The organism is Tabrizicola flagellatus (assembly GCF_046295235.1).
In the GTDB taxonomy this organism is placed as follows: domain Bacteria; phylum Pseudomonadota; class Alphaproteobacteria; order Rhodobacterales; family Rhodobacteraceae; genus Tabrizicola; species Tabrizicola flagellata_A.
In genome coordinates, this window is the sequence record NZ_JBKBLV010000002.1 from 112,028 (window position 1) to 126,631 (window position 14,604).

Annotated in this window: 18 protein-coding genes and 1 other RNA gene; 15 read left to right on the plus strand and 4 right to left on the minus strand. The window is 67.1% G+C overall.

The window, feature by feature from the left end; all coding sequences use genetic code 11:
- Window positions 1-14 precede the first annotated feature (14 nt).
- From gatC to ACK4IU_RS01395, 9 genes are all read left to right on the plus strand, one after another.
- Complete coding sequence (gatC, locus tag ACK4IU_RS01355) at window positions 15-302, plus strand: Asp-tRNA(Asn)/Glu-tRNA(Gln) amidotransferase subunit GatC (RefSeq protein ID WP_409730874.1); 288 nt, start codon at window positions 15-17, stop codon at window positions 300-302.
- Entirely contained in the window at window positions 299-1,774 is a 1,476-nt protein-coding gene (gatA, locus tag ACK4IU_RS01360; RefSeq protein ID WP_409730876.1) for an Asp-tRNA(Asn)/Glu-tRNA(Gln) amidotransferase subunit GatA, read from the plus strand. The genes gatC and gatA overlap by 4 nt, the downstream gene beginning before the upstream one ends.
- A 31-nt stretch (window positions 1,775-1,805) precedes the next feature.
- Complete coding sequence (locus tag ACK4IU_RS01365) at window positions 1,806-2,561, plus strand: hypothetical protein (protein WP_409730878.1); 756 nt, start codon at window positions 1,806-1,808, stop codon at window positions 2,559-2,561.
- Complete coding sequence (locus ACK4IU_RS01370) at window positions 2,558-3,280, plus strand: N-acetylmuramoyl-L-alanine amidase (RefSeq protein ID WP_409730880.1); 723 nt, start codon at window positions 2,558-2,560, stop codon at window positions 3,278-3,280. The genes ACK4IU_RS01365 and ACK4IU_RS01370 overlap by 4 nt, the downstream gene beginning before the upstream one ends.
- A gap of 11 nt (window positions 3,281-3,291) precedes the next feature.
- Window positions 3,292-3,701: RNase P RNA component class A (gene rnpB, locus ACK4IU_RS01375), an RNA gene on the plus strand.
- 132 nt (window positions 3,702-3,833) lie between these two features.
- Complete coding sequence (locus ACK4IU_RS01380) at window positions 3,834-4,529, plus strand: EF-hand domain-containing protein (RefSeq protein ID WP_409730882.1); 696 nt, start codon at window positions 3,834-3,836, stop codon at window positions 4,527-4,529.
- Between the two features lie 100 nt (window positions 4,530-4,629).
- Window positions 4,630-4,797: a 50S ribosomal protein L33 gene (gene rpmG / locus ACK4IU_RS01385; RefSeq protein WP_135448918.1), complete on the plus strand. Its 168-nt coding sequence runs from the start codon at window positions 4,630-4,632 to the stop codon at window positions 4,795-4,797.
- 156 nt (window positions 4,798-4,953) lie between these two features.
- Window positions 4,954-5,646 (plus strand): VIT family protein, encoded by a 693-nt coding sequence (locus tag ACK4IU_RS01390; RefSeq protein ID WP_409730884.1) that lies wholly within the window; start codon window positions 4,954-4,956, stop codon window positions 5,644-5,646.
- Between the two features lie 46 nt (window positions 5,647-5,692).
- Entirely contained in the window at window positions 5,693-6,214 is a 522-nt protein-coding gene (locus ACK4IU_RS01395; RefSeq protein ID WP_409730885.1) for a GNAT family N-acetyltransferase, read from the plus strand.
- Window positions 6,215-6,273: 59 nt separating this feature from the next.
- Here the strand turns inward: ACK4IU_RS01395 and ACK4IU_RS01400 are convergent, their stop codons facing one another.
- The gene (locus ACK4IU_RS01400) at window positions 6,274-7,011 is read right to left on the minus strand and encodes a Bax inhibitor-1 family protein (protein WP_409730887.1); all 738 of its coding nucleotides are present in this window, start codon (window positions 7,009-7,011) and stop codon (window positions 6,274-6,276) included.
- A gap of 131 nt (window positions 7,012-7,142) precedes the next feature.
- Window positions 7,143-7,358, minus strand: coding sequence for a DUF1127 domain-containing protein (locus ACK4IU_RS01405; protein WP_409730889.1), 216 nt, complete (start codon window positions 7,356-7,358; stop codon window positions 7,143-7,145).
- A gap of 123 nt (window positions 7,359-7,481) precedes the next feature.
- Here ACK4IU_RS01405 and ACK4IU_RS01410 point away from each other — a divergent pair, with 123 nt between their 5' ends.
- Window positions 7,482-8,333, plus strand: a complete 852-nt coding sequence (locus tag ACK4IU_RS01410) for a LysR family transcriptional regulator (RefSeq protein WP_409730891.1) — start codon at window positions 7,482-7,484, stop codon at window positions 8,331-8,333.
- Here the strand turns inward: ACK4IU_RS01410 and ACK4IU_RS01415 are convergent.
- Window positions 8,321-9,289, minus strand: coding sequence for an NADPH:quinone oxidoreductase family protein (locus ACK4IU_RS01415; RefSeq protein ID WP_409730893.1), 969 nt, complete (start codon window positions 9,287-9,289; stop codon window positions 8,321-8,323). The two genes, ACK4IU_RS01410 and ACK4IU_RS01415, sit on opposite strands and share 13 nt — an antisense overlap.
- 369 nt (window positions 9,290-9,658) lie before the next feature.
- On the opposite strand from ACK4IU_RS01415, the gene ACK4IU_RS01420 reads away from it, so the two are divergent.
- The 5 genes from ACK4IU_RS01420 to ACK4IU_RS01440 all read left to right on the plus strand — a co-directional run bounded on the left by ACK4IU_RS01420 (window position 9,659) and on the right by ACK4IU_RS01440 (window position 13,414).
- Window positions 9,659-10,021 carry a helix-turn-helix domain-containing protein gene (locus tag ACK4IU_RS01420; protein ID WP_409730895.1) on the plus strand — a complete coding sequence of 121 codons (363 nt, stop codon included), beginning with the start codon at window positions 9,659-9,661 and terminating at the stop codon, window positions 10,019-10,021.
- Window positions 10,022-10,097: 76 nt separating this feature from the next.
- Window positions 10,098-10,895, plus strand: a complete 798-nt coding sequence (locus ACK4IU_RS01425; RefSeq protein ID WP_409730897.1) for an inositol monophosphatase family protein — start codon at window positions 10,098-10,100, stop codon at window positions 10,893-10,895.
- Window positions 10,896-11,069: 174 nt separating this feature from the next.
- A complete protein-coding gene (locus ACK4IU_RS01430; RefSeq protein WP_409730899.1) occupies window positions 11,070-12,410 on the plus strand; it encodes an 8-oxoguanine deaminase in 1,341 nt (446 codons plus the stop codon).
- A gap of 75 nt (window positions 12,411-12,485) precedes the next feature.
- Window positions 12,486-13,070, plus strand: a complete 585-nt coding sequence (locus ACK4IU_RS01435) for a hypothetical protein (protein ID WP_149588243.1) — start codon at window positions 12,486-12,488, stop codon at window positions 13,068-13,070.
- A 26-nt stretch (window positions 13,071-13,096) separates the two neighbouring features.
- The gene (locus ACK4IU_RS01440; RefSeq protein WP_409730901.1) at window positions 13,097-13,414 is read left to right on the plus strand and encodes a ribonuclease E inhibitor RraB; all 318 of its coding nucleotides are present in this window, start codon (window positions 13,097-13,099) and stop codon (window positions 13,412-13,414) included.
- A 152-nt stretch (window positions 13,415-13,566) separates the two neighbouring features.
- Here ACK4IU_RS01440 and ACK4IU_RS01445 read toward each other — a convergent pair whose 3' ends face one another.
- A complete protein-coding gene (locus ACK4IU_RS01445) occupies window positions 13,567-14,598 on the minus strand; it encodes a class I SAM-dependent methyltransferase (RefSeq protein WP_409730902.1) in 1,032 nt (343 codons plus the stop codon).
- Between the last annotated feature and the right edge of the window lie 6 nt (window positions 14,599-14,604).

Genomic DNA, 14,604 nt, shown 5'->3' on the forward strand with positions numbered 1-14,604 from the left:
GTTGGAGGGGCCCCATGGCCATTGACATCGACACCGCGCGCAAGGTGGCCAAGCTGGCGCGCATCCGGGTGGAGGAAGGCGATCTGCCCGCGCTGGCGGAGAAGCTTTCGGGCATCCTGGGTTTCATGGAGCAGTTGAACGAGGTGGACGTGACGGGTGTCGAGCCCATGGTCAGCGTCACGCCGATGCGGCTGAAGCGGCGGAAGGATGTGGTCACGGATGGGAACATCCAGGCGCAGGTGCTGAAGAACGCGCCGGATGCGCGCGAGGGGTTCTTTGCCGTGCCGAAGGTGGTGGAATGAGCAATACCTGGACCATCGCGGCGGCGCGGGATGCGTTGCGCAAGGGCGAGATTTCGGCGGTCGATCTGACCATGTCCTGCCTGACGGCGATAGATGCGGGCGACGGGCTGAATGCGTTCGTCCACAAGACGCCCGAGATCGCGCTGGAACAGGCGCGGGCGGCGGATGCGCGGCTGAAGGCGGGAGATGCGCCCTCGATGTGCGGGATTCCGCTGGGGATCAAGGACCTGTTCTGCACGAAGGGCGTGCCGAGCCAGGCGGCGTCCAACATCCTGAAGGGGTTCCGGCCCGAGTATGAATCCACGGTCACGTCGAAGCTGTTCGAGGCCGGCGCGGTGATGCTGGGCAAGCTGAACATGGACGAATTCGCCATGGGCTCCAGCAACGAGACGAGCTGCTATGGCAATGCGGTGAATCCGTGGAAGGTGGATGACCGGCTTCTGACGCCGGGCGGATCCTCGGGCGGCTCGGCGGCGGCGGTGGCGGCGGACCTGTGTCTGGGCGCCACGGGCACGGACACGGGCGGGTCGATCCGGCAGCCGGCGGCCTTCACCGGGATCGTCGGGATCAAGCCGACCTATGGCCGGGTCAGCCGCTGGGGGATCGTGGCCTTTGCCTCGTCGCTGGATCAGGCCGGGCCAATGACGAAATCGGTGCGCGATGCGGCGATCATGTTGCAGGCGATGGCGGGGCATGACCCGAAGGATTCGACCAGCGCCGACATTCCGGTGCCGGATTTCGAGGCGGCGCTGACCGGGGACATCCGCGGCAAGGTCATCGGCATCCCGAAGGAATACCGGATGGACGGCATGCCGGCGGAGATCGAGGCGCTCTGGGCGCGCGGCATCGAGATGATGAAGGATGCGGGCGCCGAGGTGCGCGACATCAGCCTGCCGCATACGAAATACGCGCTGCCCGCTTACTATGTGATCGCGCCGGCCGAGGCGTCATCGAACCTCGCCCGCTATGACGGGGTGCGCTATGGCCACCGGGCAAAGCTGGCGGCGGGCGACGGAATCACGGAGATGTACGAAAAGACCCGGGCCGAGGGCTTCGGGCCGGAAGTGCAGCGCCGGGTGATGGTTGGCACCTATGTCCTCTCGGCCGGGTTCTACGACGCCTATTACAACCGCGCGCGGAAGGTGCGGGCGCTGATCAAGCGCGACTTCGAGGTGGTGTTCGCGGAAGGCGTGGATGCGATCCTGACCCCGGCCACGCCGAGCGCGGCCTTCGGCCTGGGCGAGATGGCGGATGCCGATCCGGTGCAGATGTATCTGAACGATGTCTTTACCGTCACGGTGAACCTTGCGGGGCTTCCTGGCGTGGCGGTGCCGGTCGGTCTGGACGTGCAGGGCTTGCCGCTGGGCTTGCAGCTGATCGGCCGCCCCTGGGAGGAAGCGCAGTTGCTGAATTACGCACATGTGTTGGAATCGCGGGCGGGCTTTGTGGCCAAGCCGGAAAAATGGTGGTAATGGGCGCCGAAATGCACCCGTCGAGGCAGTAATGAGCCGAACCTTTCTTTCCGCCGCTGGCGTAACATCTGCTGCGCTGATGCTGGCCGCCTGCACCCCGACGACGACCGAAACCGGGTCGGGTGTCGGATTCCAGGACTACAACAGCTATGTTCGCGGTGCCGCCCCGGGCCCGGTCGGCGCCCCCGTCACCGTGCCGCCGCCGGGCGGAGACTTCGACCCGGCCGCCGCCGCAGCGGCGATTGACCGCGCGCAGGGTGTCGCCCCCGTCGCATCGGCGCCGCTTGCCGCCGCGCCGGTGGCCCCGGCGGCAGCGCCCGCCCTGGCTGACAGCTCGTCCCGTCCGCGCGGCGGGCCGCCGGCCGGAATCAAGGTGGAATCGGGCGAGGTCGCGAGCCACGCCGGCATCTCGGACGAACAGGATTTCGGCGCGGTCGCGGCGCGGGAGACCATCGAGAGCGACGCCGAGCGGATCGCGCGGAACCGCGCCGAATATGTCGTTGTGCAGCCGAAGGACCTGCCGACCCGTCCGGGCGATACCGGCCCGAACATCGTGGAGTTCGCGCTGGCGACCAAGCATGCGCCGGGCGTGCAGATGTACAAGCGGTCCGGCCTCGGGGTCCGCGACGTGAACGCGGCCTGCGCCAAGTATCCCTCGTCCGACAAGGCGCAACAGGAATTCCTGGCCAAGGGCGGGCCGGAGCGCGACCGGATGGGCGTCGATCCCGACGGTGACGGCTTTGCCTGCGCCTGGGATCCGCGCCCGTTCCGCACCGCGTTGCAGTGAGCCTGACGCTGCCGTCGCCGAATTTCGGGGACCGGCGGGGCAGGCGGGTCGAACTGGTGGTGCTGCACTATACCGCCATGGCCAGCTGTGCCGAGGCGCTTGAGCGGCTGTGCGACCCTGCGACCGAGGTCTCGGCGCATTACCTGATCGACGAGGACGGCACTCTGCATGCGCTGGTGGACGAGGCCCTTCGCGCCTGGCATGCCGGTGCGGGGGCCTGGGCGGGCGAGGGGGACGTGAACTCGCGGTCGATCGGGATCGAACTGGCCAACCCGGGCAATCGGCCCTTCGCCGAGCCGCAGATGCGGGCACTGGAGGGTCTGCTGGCCGCTGTGCTGAAGCGCCACGGACTGCCGCCGCAGGCGGTGATCGGCCACAGCGACATGGCGCCCGAGCGCAAGGGGGACCCGGGGCCCCGGTTCGACTGGCGGCGGCTGGCGTTGCAGGGTCTGTCGGTCTGGCCCGAACCCCCTGGCCCGGATGCCCCCCCACCCCATCCCTCCCCCACGGGGGGGGAGGGAGGCTCTGCGGCGGAGATGGCGGGCTTTCTGGCCGATCTTCGCGCCTTCGGTTATCCGGAGGCCGCGCCGGACGTCCTGCTTACGGCCTTCCGGTTGCGCTTTCGACCCTGGGCGACCGGCCCGCTGGACGCGGAAGACCGCGGGCTTGCGGCGGGCCTGCGCCGGATTGTGGTTGACGGGGCGACGGTCAGCGCCTAACTGAGCCGCGCGCGGAGGGCTGGATGGCCGCGGGGTTCGCGCCCCGAGGAAAGTCCGGACTCCCGTTGGCAAGGGTGCCGGGTAACGCCCGGCGGGGGCAACCCCAGGGAAAGCGCCACAGAGAACAGACTGCCCTGCATGCAGGGCGATGGTGAAACGGTGGGGCAAGAGCCCACCGCGGGACGGGCAACCGGACCGGCACGGCAAGCCCCACCCGGAGCAATGCCAAATAGGGGCCTCGCGCGGGGGCTGGTCCCGGATCTTGGTCCGGGATACCGCCCGCAGGGATGCCAACGCCCGAGAGGCCCGGGTTGGCAGCTTGACCGCCGTGGCGACACGGTCGGCAGAGGAATGGTCATCCAGGGGAACCGCCGAAAGGTGTGGCCCCGGACAGAATCCGGCTTACAGGCTCTCCGCGCAGTTCTGTCCTGGCTCCGGGTTCGGCGAAAGGTCGTGATGCCGTGTGCTTGACCTGCGTCAACGCAGATGGAGAATGGCCGGTGTTTTCTGGGTGGGCGGCGTCGATCCGCCGCCAGAGACAGGAGAGCGCGCGATGTTCAGGACTTTTGCAGTGGTTGCCGTATTGGGACTGTCCGGCGCCGTGCCGGCGTTGGCGCAGGGCCAGCCCGGATGGGGCTGGTGGGGCAATGGTCCCGGCTGGAACATGGGTCAGGGCTGGGGCGGCGGTCCGGGATATGGGCAGGGTCCCGGATACGGGCAGATGCCGGGGCAGGGCATGGGGCCGGGCATGGGTCCCGGAATGGGGCCGGGCATGTCGCCCGGCATGGGGCAGGGCTGGGCCGGTGGTCCCGGCTATGGTCAGGCTCCGGGCTTTGGCATGGGACCGGGCGGAATGGGGCCGGGCTTTGGGATGGGGCCGGGCTTTGGGATGGGGCCGGGCGGCGGCATGATGGCGGCCATCGACACCGATCAGAGCGGCGATGTCTCGGCCGAAGAGGCTTCGGCCCATGCCGAGGCGATGTTCGCCGCGATGGATGCCGACGGTGACGGCGCGCTGATGCCGGACGAGATGGGTGCGGGCCGGATGGGGATGATGAACCCCCGGGCCATGTCGCAGGCAATGCAGGAGCGCCATGCTGCCCGCTTTGCCGCGAAGGACGCGGACGGCGACGGCAAGGTCACGGCAGCGGAATTCCTGGCCGCCGAGAAGGCGCAATACGATGCCGCCGACAGCGACGGCGATGGGAAGGTCACGCCCTGGGAACTGCGCGCCGCGATGTGGCAATAAGCGCGCCGATACCGGTTGACTCTGCCGTCCGCTTGGCTAAAAGGCGGGCTTCAAGGATTTCACCGGGGGATCAGGATTCCCCGATGCAGGAGTAGCGACCATGGCGAAGCCCGCCACCATCAAGATCCGCCTGAACTCGACCGCGGGCACCGGCCACTTCTATGTGACCAAGAAGAACGCCCGCACGATGACCGAGAAGATGGTCATCAAGAAATACGATCCCGTAAAGCGGGAGCATGTCGAGTACAAGGAAGGCAAGATCAAGTAGGATCTGCCGATCTGTCGTTTCAGGGGCCGTGCCTTCCGGGGCGCGGCCTTTTGATTTTTTGGTCCTGGTAAGCCCGCGCTTGCGTTTTCCTGACCTATGTCATTGACCCGGCGGCCGTTTGCCGTCCTTTCTGGCTGAAGTCAGAGGAGAGGCGCCATGGAACGCAATCACCGGGAAGAGCATTACGTCGCACGCGTCGGCTGGCTGCGCGCGGCCGTCTTGGGCGCAAATGACGGCATCGTCTCGACCGCCGCGCTGATCGTCGGCGTCGCGGCGGCCTCGGGCCGGGCCGAGGTGCTGGTCGCCGGCGCGGCAGGGCTGGCGGCTGGGGCGCTGTCGATGGCGGCGGGGGAATATGTCAGCGTCTCATCCCAATCGGACACCGAAGCCGCCGACATCGCGCGCGAAAGGGCCGAGATCGCGGCGGACCCGGAGGAGGAGCTGCGCGCCCTGGCCGGCATCTACGAGGCCCGCGGCGTGCCATCCGACCTGGCGCACCAGGTAGCCGCGGCCCTGCACGCCAAGGACCCGCTGGCCGCGCATGTGCGCGACGAACTGGGCATCTTCGAGCATACCGAGGCGCGGCCGCTGGTGGCCGCGGGGGCCTCGGCGCTGACCTTCGCGGTGGGGGCGGCCCTGCCGCTGGCCACTGCCGCCCTTGCCCCCGAGGCGCAGATCGCGCTCTGGGTCACCGGTCTTTCGCTGGTGTTCCTGGCGCTGCTTGGTGCCGTCGGGGCGCGGGCGGGCGGAGCGAGCATCCCGCGCGCGGTGACGCGGGTCACCTTCTGGGGTGCGGTGGCCATGGCCGTGACCTTTGGCGTGGGGCGCATCTTCGGCGCGGTCGTCTGACCCGGCAGCCCTTTCCTTTTGGTGCCGGCGCTCCATTTGCCGGAAGATGACACCGACACTCTCTGTCCGGCAGGCCTCTCCGGCCGACATCGCTGCCGTGGACACCTTGCTGGCCCGCAGCTATCCGCGTCTGCTGGCGCCGGACTATCCCCCCTCGATCATGGTGCTGGCGATTCCGAGGATTGCCCGGGCCCGGCCCGAGCTTCTGGCATCGGGCACCTATTTCCTGGCCGAGGACGGGGCGGGCAGGGTGCTGGCGGCAGGGGGGTGGACCCGGGGAAATCCGCTGGGACCGGAGGGTAGCGGTGGCAGCGGCCACGTCCGGCATGTCGCGACCGACCCCGACCTGACCCGGAGGGGGATCGGCCGGGCGCTGATGGGCAGGGTCATGCTGGATGCGAGAAGGGCGGGGGTGGAGTGGCTGGATTGTCTGTCCACCCGGACGGCGGTGCCCTTCTACCAGGCGCTGGGGTTCAGGGCCTTGCATCCGGTCGACGTGCCGCTGGCGCCCGGCATCGTCTTTCCCGCAATCAGGATGATGGCCAACCTGCGCCAGACCGCAATCTGAGCGCCGAAATGGAAAAGGGCCGGTCCGAAGACCGGCCCCCAAGGGTGCTTCCGCTTGCCCTATTCCCGGTTGCCCATGAACTGGAGCAGGAACATGAACAGGTTGATGAAGTCCAGATAAAGCGTCAGCGCGCCCATGATCGCGGACTTGCCCAGCCATTCCTGGTCCATCGCCACCGCGTGCTGGATGTAGTCGTTCTTGATCCGCTGGGTGTCGAAGGCGGTCAGGCCGGCGAAGATCAGCACGCCGATCACCGAGATCGCGAAGGCCAGCGCCGAGGAGGCAAGGAACAGGTTCACGATCATCGCGACGATCAGGCCGATCAGACCCATCATCAGGAAGGTGCCCATGCCGCTGAGGTCACGCTTGGTCGTGTAGCCGTACAGCGACAGGCCCGCGAAAGAGATCGCGGTAATGAGGAAGGTCTGCGCGATGGAGACGCCGGTGAAGACCTGGAAGATCCAGGCCAGCGACAGGCCCATCGCCGCCGCGAAGGCGTAGAAGAACAGCTGCGCCGCCGCGGCCGACATCCGGTTGATCAGCGCGCCGAAGGCGAAGACCATGATCAGCGGCAGGAACATCGCCACCCAGCCGAGGATGGTCATGGACCCGGTCGCAGGGTTCCGAAGGATCGAGAACAGCTGTTCGGACGAGCCGACCGCCCAGGCAACGCCGGCGGTGACCAGCATCGCCACGGACATCAGCCCGTAAACCTTGTTCATGTGGGCGCGAAGCCCTTCGTCGATCTGCGCGCGGGCGCCGACGCCTACGCTGCGGATCGTGTCAAACTGAGCCATGTGAAGCCTCCGATGTTGTCCCTAAGGGCAACGCCGGGGGAACCGGCGCGACCTCGTGGGTCGAATATCGGTATCGCACCGGGCCATTTCAAGCATTTCCGATCCGGATCATGGCGAAAACTGTCAGCCTTTCAGTCGTGCCAATGCGACGGCGCATCCCAGAGGGGCCGCCGCGCCTCGGCCTCGGCGTCTTCGCGGCTGAGGCCGATGTCGGCAAGGAGGTAGTCGTCGAGATGCTTGAGCGCCCGGCGCGTGCGCGCCACCATGAGGGCCTGCCAGAGACGAGCGGGCAGCGAAGGGTGGGCCGGGGCGGAACGAAGCGGGCGGGACAGGGCAGAGGGGCGCATGGCGGGCCTTTCATCGGGTTCTGTGATGGCGGTGTCGGGTTCGATCAGAATGCTTGAACGATGCCAGTTTCTGATGCATCATGGAAACGAATGATCGTGACGCCATCCATCAGGATATGTGATATGCCGCGCAATCTCGACCTTGCCGCCCTGCGGTCCTTCGTCACCGTCGCCGATGTGGGCGGAGTGACGCGGGCGGCGGGCTATCTGAACCTGACGCAATCCGCCGTCTCCATGCAGATCAAGCGGCTGGAAGAGTCGCTGGGGATGCAGCTGTTCCTGCGCGCGGCGCGGAAGCTGGCGCTGTCGCCGGAGGGCGAGCAGCTTCTGTCCTACGGCCGCCGGATGCTGGCCCTGAACGACGAGGCGCTGTCGCGCTTCAACGCCACGGCCTGCTGCGGCACGATCCGGCTGGGGGTGCCGCATGACGTGGTCTATCCGGCGATCCCCGGCATCCTGAAGCGGATGGCGCAGACCTATCCGCGGGTGCAGGTGAATCTGGTCTCGTCCTTCACGCTGGCGATGAAGGAGGAATATGCCCGTGGCGGATTCGACGTGATCGTGACCACCGAGGACGCGCCGGACCCCGGCGCCGAGGTGCTGGGGGCGCGGCCGCTGGTCTGGATCGGTGCGCCGGACGGCACGGCCTGGCAGCGCCGGCCGCTGCGGCTGGGGTTCAAGGACGGCTGCATCTTCCGTCCGGCCGCTCAGTCGGCGCTGGACCGTGCCGGTATCTCCTGGGACCTGGCCACGGGTGGTGAAAGCGAGCAGGCGGTCGAGGCGATGGTGGCGGCCGACCTTGCGATTTCGGCGCGGATGGTCGGCAACATTCCTGCAGATACCGAAGTCATCCAGGCCGACAACCAGTTGCCGCCGCTGGGCGAGATGAAGCTGGCGCTCTACCGTTCGCCGGCGGCGACGGGCGAGGCGGTGGACATGCTCATGGCCGAGCTGCGCCTGGCCTACTGCTGCTGAAGCCGGATCACGACCTTTCCGGTCGCCCTGCGGTCGCGCAAGAGTGCCAGACCCTCGGGAAAGGCGTCAAAGGGCAGGACATGGCTGACATGGGGACGGATCAGCCCCTCGGCCCGCCAGCGCAGAAGCTCGGCCAAGCTGGCGGCGACCAGGGACGGAGCGTGCGTCTCCATCCCTCCATACCAGAATCCCGAAACGGTGAGGTTCTTCACCAGAAGGAGGTTCGCCGGGATCTGCGGAACCTCGCCCGAGGCGAAACCGATCGCAAGAAGCCGCCCTTCGGGCCGGCAGGCGCGCAGCGCGGCATCGAAGGCCGGCCCGCCGACAGCGTCATAGACGACATCGACGCCGCCTTCGGCCCGCAGCGCCTCTTTCAGTCCGGGCGCCTCGCTGTCGATCAGTACGTCCGCCCCCGCCGCGCGGGCGATCTCCAGCCGGTCTTTCCCGCGGGCGGAGGCGATGACCCTTGCGCCCAGCCGCTTGCCGATCTCGACCGCCGTCAGCCCCACGCCGCCGGCGGCGCCGGTCACGAACAGGGTCTCGCCCGTCCGCAGCCGCGCCGTATGCGTCAGTGCCAGATGCGAGGTTCCGTAGGCGATGGGAAAACCGGCGGCTTCGGCAAAGCTCATGCAATCGGGAAGCGGGCAGACCCGGGTAGCGGGCAGCGCCACATGTTCGGCGAGGGCGCCAGAGGAGCAGGTGGACAGGACGCGGGTGCCGGGGGCGGGACCTTCGGTTTCCGGGCCCAGCGTCTCGACGACGCCCGAGAGTTCCATGCCGGGAACATAGGGAAACGGGTGTCGGACCTGGTACTTGCCCTGGATCGAGAGCATATCCGCAAAGTTGAGCCCGACTGCTTCCACGCGGACAACGATTTCGCCTTTAACGGGAACCGGGGAGTCAACCGAACCTAGTGTCGGTGCGGCGCCGGGTTCGCTGACCTGCCAGGCCTGCATGATTGGCTCCAATTCCAGAGGCTGTTTCTACTACCTACGGTGTAGGCAATTTAGGCACCATACCGTTTCTTGCAATGCAATGATCGATTTCTTCGCAATATGCGAAGATCTCTTTGGGGTCTGTGCAAAATGCAATGCGAAACGCGATACCACTTTGAGGAGAGCTCTGATTCGGTCCTGCGCGTTTCTTCGCCCGGTAAGGACAACCGCACCGTGTGTTATACGCATGGATAATTCGACTTATCCAAAAGGACAGGTTTTCGGGCGGCTCAGGATTTTTTTTCACGGGCTCCGTCCATTCCGCCGTTTTGGCATGCAACTTGCTTACAAGACCGTGAGGGGAATGGACACACGTTTTTGGAGTATAGAATGAAGCATCCCGTAGACGCACATGTCGGCAAGCGCATCCGTCACCGCCGCTGGATGGTGGGCATGACGCAGCAGCAACTGGCCGACAAGGTCGGAATCAAATTCCAGCAGATCCAGAAGTACGAGACCGGCATGAACCGGGTCAGCGCCTCCCGGCTTTGGGACATCGCCGATGCGCTGGGCGTGTCGATCTCGTTCTTCTTCGAAGGTCTCGCCGATGGTCAGGTCACACCGACCTATGCCCACGGCGACATGATGTCGGACAAGGAGGCGCTGGAACTGGTGCGCTCCTACTACGCCATCCCCGAGGCGCAGCGCCGCCGCCTGTTCGACCTGGCCCGGGTTCTCTCGGAAGCCGCCTGACTGCCTTGACCTTGCCCCCGCGCGCGGTTAGCGCCCGGGGACGGGGCCATCGGGCCCTTCAGGTCGGAGAGGAATCATGCGGGTTTCAGCGGCGCTTGCGGCGGAATTGGTCGCCACGGCGCATGAACTGGCCGATGTGGCGCGCGTTGCCACCCTGTCGCATTTCAGGACGCGCGCGCTGGTGGCCGAAAACAAGGAAACCGACCGGTTCGATCCGGTGACTGCCGCAGACCGTCTGTCCGAAGAGCGGATGCGCGAGGTTCTCGCGCGCCGGCGTCCGGACGACGGCATCCTGGGCGAGGAGTTCGGATCGGTCGCGGGCGCCAGCGGGTTGACCTGGGTGTTGGACCCGATCGACGGCACGCGCAGCTATCTGGCCGGCACGCCGACCTGGGGCGTGCTGATCTCGGTCCGCGATGCGGACGGGGTGCTCTACGGCATCATCGACCAACCCTACATCGGCGAACGTTTCGAGGGCGGTCTGGGTCGGGCCTGTGTCAAGGGGCCGATGGGCGAAGCGAACCTTGGCGTCCGCACGCCGCGCCCGCTGTCCGAGGCCATCCTGTTCAGCACCTTTCCCGAGGTCGGCACACCGGAAGAGGGTGCCGCGTTCCGGCGGGTCGCCAAGGAGGCGAAGCTTGTCCGGTATGGCACCGACTGCTACGCCTATGCGCTGATCGCGGCGGGCCAGATCGACCTGGTGATCGAGGCGGGGTTGCAGGCCTATGACGTGCAGGCCCCGATCGCGGTGATCGAGGCGGCGGGTGGCATCGTGACCAACTGGCAGGGCCGCCCTGCGCTGGAGGGGGGCCGGATCCTCGCCGCAGCCAGCCGCGAGCTGCACGCCGAGGCGCTGGCGCTGCTGAACGGCTGAGGCCTGCTGGCGGCTCGCGCCTTCCGGCTGCGTTTGAAGCACCTTTCTCCGGAGCGTAAGGTTGCCGGCCTGCCCGGTCGCGGGCTATCCTGCCTGTGCCGGTCGTGTCCTTCGCCCTTCTGACGACTCGCCAGGGTTTCCCATGAAACCGAAGGGTGCGCAAAAGGTGCACCGATGCCCGACATCCTGATCCGCAATGCCGATGTCGTGGTGACGATGGATGCCCGGCGGTCCGAACTGCGTGGGGCAGACGTGCTGATCCGCGGCGGCATCATTGCCGGGGTTGGGCCGGGCCTGTCTGACGAAGGCGTCGAAGTGATCGAGGCGCGGGGCTGCGTGGTGACGCCGGGCCTGGTGAACACGCACCATCACCTCTACCAGACGCTGACACGCGCGGTGCCCGGCGGGCAGGACGCGCTGCTGTTCGGCTGGCTGAAGACGCTGTATCCGATCTGGGCGCGTTTCGGGCCGGAGGAGATGTTCGTCTCGGCCCAGGTCGGGCTTGCCGAGCTGGCGCTGTCGGGCTGCACCCTGACCTCGGACCACCTGTATCTCTTTCCCAACGGGGCAAGGCTGGACGACACCATCGCCGCGGCAGGGGAGGTCGGCCTGCGCTTCCACCCCACGCGCGGGGCGATGTCGATCGGCGAAAGCGCCGGGGGCCTGCCGCCGGACAGCCTGGTCGAGACGGAGACGGCGATCCTGGAGGACATGATCCGGGTGGTGGACCGTTTCCACGATCCCCTGCCGGGGGCGATGGTGCGGGTGGGCCTCGCGCCCTGTTCGCCCTTCTCGGTCAGCCGCGAGCTGATGCGCGATTCCGCCCTGCTTGCGCGCGACAAGCGGGTGATGCTGCATGCCCATCTGGCCGAGAACGACGAGGACATCGCCTATTCGCTGGAACGCTTCGGCTGTCGTCCGGGCCAGTATGCCGAGGACCTGGGCTGGACCGGTGCCGATGTCTGGCATGCCCATTGCGTCAAGCTGGATGGTTCGGAAATTGAACTTTTCAACCAATCAAGGACCGGAATTTCCCATTGCCCGTGTTCGAATTGTAGACTCGGTTCCGGCATCGCGCCGATCCGGGCGATGCGGGACGCAGGGTGCCTGGTTGGGCTGGGCGTGGATGGCTCGGCGTCGAACGACGCGGGCAACCTGGTGGCCGAGGCGCGGATGGCGATGCTCTTGCAGCGGGTGGCACTGGGGGCGGACGCGATGGGAGCGCGCGAGGCGCTGGAGATCGCCACCTTGGGTGGTGCGCAGGTGCTGGGGCGGGATGACCTGGGTTCGGTCGAGCCGGGCAAGCGCGCCGATCTGGCGATCTGGGACCTTCGGGGCGTCGAGGCGGCAGGCGCCTGGGATCCGGTGGCCGCGCTGATCCTGTGCGGGCCGGGCCGGGTGCGCGACCTGATCGTCGAGGGACGGCAGATCGTGCGGGACGGGCAGCTGGTCAGGCTGGACCTTTCGCGTCTGCTGGAGCAGCAGCGCCGGCTGGCCGTCCGGCTTGCCGGCTAGCACATCTGGTTTTCCGGCCTTTTCGCCAGCAGCCCGGACCGGGCATGGTCTGGCCACCTGCAACCGGAGACCCGCATGCACAAGCTGTCCGCCCTGATCCTGTCGATGATCCTCGCCCTTCCCGCCGGTGCGCAGACCGTCCTGTCCGAGGCCAGCGGCAACTGGGCGGGGGCGTCGAACCAGGGGTTCTTCTTCCTGGCGCGCCTGACCCAGAACGAGGACAAGCTGCGGCTGACGATCTGGAACGGGGCGATGGAGGGCGTCCCCTCGCCCGACGCCGAGCCGGAGTTCGACAACCCCGCCATCGCGCTGGGTGCCTTTGCCACCCGGCAGGCGCTGGAAGTGCTGGATGGCCCGGACGGCGCGATCCTGCAGATCGTGGTCGAATACGCCGACGAAGAGGCCGAGGGCCGGTCGGTGACGCAGCTTCAGTTCATCGACAACCAGTACACGGTGGTCGGCTATGCCGGGCATTCGACCTTCCAGGCGCTTGATGGCCCGCCCGAGACCCGCGACTGCGAGGTGGATCTGTGGCGGATGACCTCGACCGAGAACGGGACGACGCGGCAGCTGGAACCGGTCGGGTTCGAGGCGCTGAACGCCAGCGACTGGACCTGGGACGCGGCCTTCGAGCGGGGCTTCTGCACGCGCGCCGACTAGGCTAGAACGGCCGCAGGAGGCCGCCCATGCCGCACGATTATGCCGCCCAGCGGCGCGAGACGTTCCAGACCTTCCGCATGTCGAAGGGGGTCAGCCTGCCCAAGACGGCGGTTGTGGAATATGCCTTCTTCATCGAGGAGCTGGATGCCTCGTGGCCGGCCTTCGAGCGGGCCTTGCGGCAGGCGGGTTTCCGCACCCGGCGGCTGAAGGACGGCGAGACGCTGATTGCCGCCATCGGCCCCATTCCGGTGACGCCCGAAGCGATCTGGGAGCAGGAACGCATCGCCACGGAGATCGCCCTGCGGCACGACTTCTATCCAGACGGCTGGGAACTGGCCGAGTGATCCGGCCGGATCCGGTGCGACGCACAGGACGACCCTCGGACTTGGGATGCCGGGCTGGCCTGTCGCGGCGTGGGTAGGCGCGGTGCCGTGGGCCGGATCCGATACCGCGCAGGACCGCGCAGGTTTCCTGGCCTCGGCCAGGAAAGGCAGGTTCAGTGCCGGCGTTCCTTGCGGCGGCGGTTCCAGGAACGGATCGACGCGACGGTCCCTGTCGGAAGCAGGCGTTCGATGAAGGACTTCGACCTTCGGACCGCCCGCTGCGCCGTGAGCGACACCGCCGATTGCCCCGGACCGGGTCGCCCGAAGCCGGCGGTCCCCAGACCGTCCACCACCTTGCGAAGCCGAACTGCACGCGCCGCGTAGAAGGCCTTGGGATCAACAGGAGCGGACGTCACGGGCTTTCGCATGTGGACAAAGAATTCGAGCCCCAGAGTCTCGGTGACCTCGATGATCTCCAGATCGACAAGGCCCAGAAAGCGCAGATCCCAAAGCATGTTTTCCAGTGCCGCGCCAAAGGTGACCGTGCAATGCGTGTCACGATAGGGCTGAGGCGAGGAGATCCGCTCCAGATACTCTGCATAGGCGTCGCCGAGATCATTCGTGGGCTGGAAGTGACGCGGATCGTCAAGGCTGATGTCGCAGCCCACGGCTAGTTTGCCGACCCGGTCGTATTGGGCCAGGTTCGAGAGCGCATCGAAGATGGTTTCGGGCGACGGCTGGCTGCGCTGGTCATGGTAGGCTTGCAGCCAGTCGGACAGGCGTGTCGGCATCCGGAAATGATCGAAACACGCCCGCCCGTCGGGCACCGCCATGCTGAGGACTCCACCTGGCGACAAGGCAAGCGAACACCCTTGCAGGAAGCGGATCGGATCCGGCAGGTGCTCGAAATTGTGCGACGAGAGGACGTAGCCGAATTGTCCCTGCTTGCCCAGTCCGGTCACGGCCTGTCCCAGCGAGGAGGCATCGCAGACGATGTCGACCTCCTCGATCTCGGCAATCCGGTCGTCGGGAATGCTTGGATCCGCGCGTGCGTTCTGCCGGAGAGCATCGGTATCGAACACATCGACCGTCAGAACCCGGTAGCCATCGCGCTTTGCTAGCGCGGGGTTGAAATATGGTGCAATTTCAATACCTTGCGCTGCGGCATCGATATGTTTGAGCAAAAGGGATCTGCGGTCGACCATGAGTGT

Excerpts from the sequence above, each read along its gene's own strand:
- ACK4IU_RS01445 (WP_409730902.1), bottom strand. The coding sequence starts at position 14,598 with ATGGTCGACCGCAGATCCCTTTTGCTCAAACATATCGATGCCGCAGCG.
- ACK4IU_RS01405 (WP_409730889.1), bottom strand. The coding sequence starts at position 7,358 with ATGCGCCCCTCTGCCCTGTCCCGCCCGCTTCGTTCCGCCCCGGCCCAC.
- ACK4IU_RS01420 (WP_409730895.1), top strand. The coding sequence starts at position 9,659 with ATGAAGCATCCCGTAGACGCACATGTCGGCAAGCGCATCCGTCACCGC.
- ACK4IU_RS01430 (WP_409730899.1), top strand. The coding sequence starts at position 11,070 with ATGCCCGACATCCTGATCCGCAATGCCGATGTCGTGGTGACGATGGAT.
- ACK4IU_RS01390 (WP_409730884.1), top strand. The coding sequence starts at position 4,954 with ATGGAACGCAATCACCGGGAAGAGCATTACGTCGCACGCGTCGGCTGG.
- ACK4IU_RS01365 (WP_409730878.1), top strand. The coding sequence starts at position 1,806 with ATGAGCCGAACCTTTCTTTCCGCCGCTGGCGTAACATCTGCTGCGCTG.
- ACK4IU_RS01425 (WP_409730897.1), top strand. The coding sequence starts at position 10,098 with ATGCGGGTTTCAGCGGCGCTTGCGGCGGAATTGGTCGCCACGGCGCAT.
- ACK4IU_RS01395 (WP_409730885.1), top strand. The coding sequence starts at position 5,693 with ATGACACCGACACTCTCTGTCCGGCAGGCCTCTCCGGCCGACATCGCT.
- gatC (WP_409730874.1), top strand. The coding sequence starts at position 15 with ATGGCCATTGACATCGACACCGCGCGCAAGGTGGCCAAGCTGGCGCGC.
- ACK4IU_RS01440 (WP_409730901.1), top strand. The coding sequence starts at position 13,097 with ATGCCGCACGATTATGCCGCCCAGCGGCGCGAGACGTTCCAGACCTTC.
- ACK4IU_RS01415 (WP_409730893.1), bottom strand. The coding sequence starts at position 9,289 with ATGCAGGCCTGGCAGGTCAGCGAACCCGGCGCCGCACCGACACTAGGT.
- rpmG (WP_135448918.1), top strand. The coding sequence starts at position 4,630 with ATGGCGAAGCCCGCCACCATCAAGATCCGCCTGAACTCGACCGCGGGC.
- ACK4IU_RS01400 (WP_409730887.1), bottom strand. The coding sequence starts at position 7,011 with ATGGCTCAGTTTGACACGATCCGCAGCGTAGGCGTCGGCGCCCGCGCG.
- ACK4IU_RS01435 (WP_149588243.1), top strand. The coding sequence starts at position 12,486 with ATGCACAAGCTGTCCGCCCTGATCCTGTCGATGATCCTCGCCCTTCCC.
- gatA (WP_409730876.1), top strand. The coding sequence starts at position 299 with ATGAGCAATACCTGGACCATCGCGGCGGCGCGGGATGCGTTGCGCAAG.
- ACK4IU_RS01410 (WP_409730891.1), top strand. The coding sequence starts at position 7,482 with ATGCCGCGCAATCTCGACCTTGCCGCCCTGCGGTCCTTCGTCACCGTC.
- ACK4IU_RS01380 (WP_409730882.1), top strand. The coding sequence starts at position 3,834 with ATGTTCAGGACTTTTGCAGTGGTTGCCGTATTGGGACTGTCCGGCGCC.